This is a genomic window from Streptomyces sp. NPDC048257, from assembly GCF_043201855.1.
Taxonomy (GTDB): Bacteria; Actinomycetota; Actinomycetes; order Streptomycetales; family Streptomycetaceae; genus Streptomyces.
Window position 1 is genome coordinate 1 of sequence record NZ_JBICZI010000049.1, and the last position, 2,809, is coordinate 2,809.

General features: G+C 70.3%; 3 protein-coding genes. 1 reads left to right on the forward strand and 2 read right to left on the reverse strand.

What is annotated here, in order from left to right:
- Nucleotides 1-538 precede the first annotated feature (538 nt).
- On the reverse strand, nucleotides 539-1,051 hold the full coding sequence (locus ACGFZK_RS37225) for an Imm21 family immunity protein (protein WP_393853263.1): 513 nt from the start codon (nucleotides 1,049-1,051) through the stop codon (nucleotides 539-541).
- Between the two features lie 28 nt (nucleotides 1,052-1,079).
- Entirely contained in the window at nucleotides 1,080-2,003 is a 924-nt protein-coding gene (locus ACGFZK_RS37230) for a zinc-binding alcohol dehydrogenase family protein (protein ID WP_393853264.1), read from the reverse strand.
- Between the two features lie 97 nt (nucleotides 2,004-2,100).
- On the opposite strand from ACGFZK_RS37230, the gene ACGFZK_RS37235 reads away from it, so the two are divergent.
- Nucleotides 2,101-2,532, forward strand: a complete 432-nt coding sequence (locus ACGFZK_RS37235; protein ID WP_393853265.1) for a MarR family winged helix-turn-helix transcriptional regulator — start codon at nucleotides 2,101-2,103, stop codon at nucleotides 2,530-2,532.
- Nucleotides 2,533-2,809: the final 277 nt, after the last annotated feature.

The window sequence follows — 2,809 nt, forward strand, 5'->3', positions numbered from 1 at the left end:
CTGTTCTTGCGTTTCCGACTCTATCAGACTCTTTCGTGTCCGACTTCCTCGGTGCTTTCCAGGTATTCGCTTTCGCGTTTTCCCTTTCCGGCGGTTCCGACTCTATCAGAAGTTTTCCACCGGATTTCCCCGGCTGCGGTTCTCTGAAGAATCGAGTGCACCCCACATGAATTTGCATTGCGTGTGAGGTGGGGCTGCCGAACTTGTCCAGTTCGAGGCAACCGTTTGACTCTACAACCCGGCCTGGGGGGTGTCAAAACGGCCCCGAGGGCCCGTCGGGAGGTGGGGCCTACAGGCCGGCCCGTGCCAGCAACCCTTCGGCCTGTTGCCTGGTCAGAGACGGTGGGGCGGTGGGATCGGTGTCGGCCGCCCATGCAGGCGTCGGAACCGCGTGCGCTGCCGCGGCGGCGCGGGTCCCCGCGCAGCAACGCCTCTGAGTGGCGGGACCCCGGGTGCCGGAGCGGGCGCCGCACCAAGTCGGCGGCGAGGTCCTCCTGGGTTGCCATCGCTCGGGGACCCGCCTGGACATCCGGGGGCGTTACCGCAACGGGAGCAACCGGACCAGTTGGAAGGTGGTGAGGGAGTGCGGCTGCGCCAGGGCGGCCCGGAGCTCGTACCGTCCCGCCGCCAGGTCCACCCGCATGTGGTTGTCGGGCTCCACCTCGGAGCCGGGCCAAGCGGAGTCGAAGAGCACGACCGGCCCGGGTACCTCCCAGACCTGCTCGCCTTCCCAGTCGGCATCCTTCATGGCCGCCTCGACGCCGCCGAGCAGGTCCGCTTCCGACTCGGCCGCCACCCACCGCACGAAGACCCCGTGCTCCGGGAGGAACGCCGTGGACGACGGCTCGTCACCCAGCACCAACGCCTGCGACGAACCCACCGCCACCAGCCGGGCATAACCGACCACCGAGCAGGCCCTGCCGTAGTCGGACTCCGGGCCCTCGCCGTCCGCCCCCTCCCACGAGGCCAGCACGGCAGCAGGCACCACCACCAGTGGTCCGCCGCCGGACTCCACCCAATCGACCAGTCCAGGATCCGCATACCTCGCCATGCCGCGAGGTGAGACCCCGACTCCCCGCTCAGGGGACGAGGACGACCTTGCCGAGGTTGCGACGCTGCTCGATGAGGGTGTGGGCGCGGGCCGCCTCGGCGAGCGGGATCTCCTCGTGCACGGCCGTCCGCAGGGTGCCCCCGGCGCGCAGTTCCCAGAGCTCGCGGAGCCAGCGCTCGTAGAGTTCGGGCTTGCCGGTGGCGATGGCTCGCATCTGGAAGCCGATCAAGGAGGCTCCGCGGACCAGGAGTTCGTACGCCTCCACCGTGCCTCCGCCGGAGCTGAAGGCCACCAGGCGGCCGCCCGTCGCCAGGGCTCGTACGGCGGAGCCGAGCAGGTCGCCGCCGACACCGTCGAGGATCAGGTCGTACGGGCCGTGCCAGTCGGCGTCCCCGTACAGGACGACCTCGTCGGCCCCCAGGCCGCGGACGAGGTCGGCCTTGTCCGCGCTGCTGACCGCCGCAACGACGCGTCCCGCCCCGCCGGCCTTCGCGTACTGCAGGGCGAGCGTGCCCACCGCACTCGCCGCCGCCGTCACCAGGACCGACTCGCCCGGCTCCACCCGCCCGGCCTCGTACGCGCCGCGGGCCACCAGCCCGCTGCGAACCAGCGCGACCGCCTCCACGGCACTCGCGCCGGCCGGGATCCGCGAGGTCATCGCGGTGTTGAGCACCGCGTACTCGGCGTAGGCGTCGGCGAAGCACAGTCCGGTGACACGATCCCCTGTAGTGAAGCCCGCGACCCCTGCGCCGGCAGCGACGATGCGTCCGGCCACCTCGCCGCCGAACGGCACGGGATCCCTGCCCTCCCGTACCTTGCGCACGGTCGGCAGCGTCACCCCGACCGCCTCGACCCGGATCAGCAGCTCACCGGCTCCTGCCACCGGTACGTCCGCCTCCTCGGCGAACAGCACCTCGGGCCCACCGTTGACCTCATGACGGATGCGCAGCACAGGACCTCCCCCAAACTCCTCGCCGCATGTTCATTGGATATCCCCACGATAATCCCAAAGTCGTGGGGCGGTCCGACGATTTCGATAGGCTGAGCGCATGACCTCGGCCCTCCAGCACATCCAGTCCCTGCCGTCCTGGCTCGCCGGTCGCGTCGCTGCGCGCGGACGGGAACTGGTCGCGGCGGCGATCGCCGCGGAGGGACTGAAGCTCATGCACCACGCGGTGCTGGCCGCCACCGCCGAGTACGGACCCGTCGCCCAGGCCGACTTGGGCCGACGGCTCGCCGTCGACCCCAAGGACATGGTCGGGATCCTCAACCACCTCCAGGAGGCGGGCCTCGTCCTGCGCGCCCCGGACCCGGTCGACCGCCGCAAGAACGCCGTCACCGTCACCCCGGAGGGCACCGCGGTCCTCGCCCGCTGTGCGGCCCTGGCCGAAGCGGCCAACGCCGAGTTCCTCGCCCCGCTCGGCCCGGCCGAGCGGGACCAGCTGGTGGCGTTGCTGACCCGGTTGCACGAGGCCCGTTAGGCCGGCGGATGGACGAGGTGAGCATCGGCGAAGAAGACCGCCATCACCTCGGACTCTGTGCCGCCGATTGCGTCGACCGGACCTCCCGCTGTTCGAGGCGAAGGCTCCGTCAGCGCCCGCCCGCGAGCTTCCCGGCTCCAAGGTCTGGCCGTAAACGCAGAAAAGCCCCGCACCGAACCCTTAAGGGCTGGTGCGGGGCTTCCGCAATAATTGTTCGGCGGCGTCCTACTCTCCCACAGGGTCCCCCCTGCAGTACCATCGGCGCTGAAAGGCTTAG

Coding starts and splice junctions, on each gene's coding strand:
- ACGFZK_RS37225 (WP_393853263.1), bottom strand. CDS start 1,051: ATGGCGAGGTATGCGGATCCTGGACTGGTCGATTGGGTGGAGTCCGGC.
- ACGFZK_RS37235 (WP_393853265.1), top strand. CDS start 2,101: ATGACCTCGGCCCTCCAGCACATCCAGTCCCTGCCGTCCTGGCTCGCC.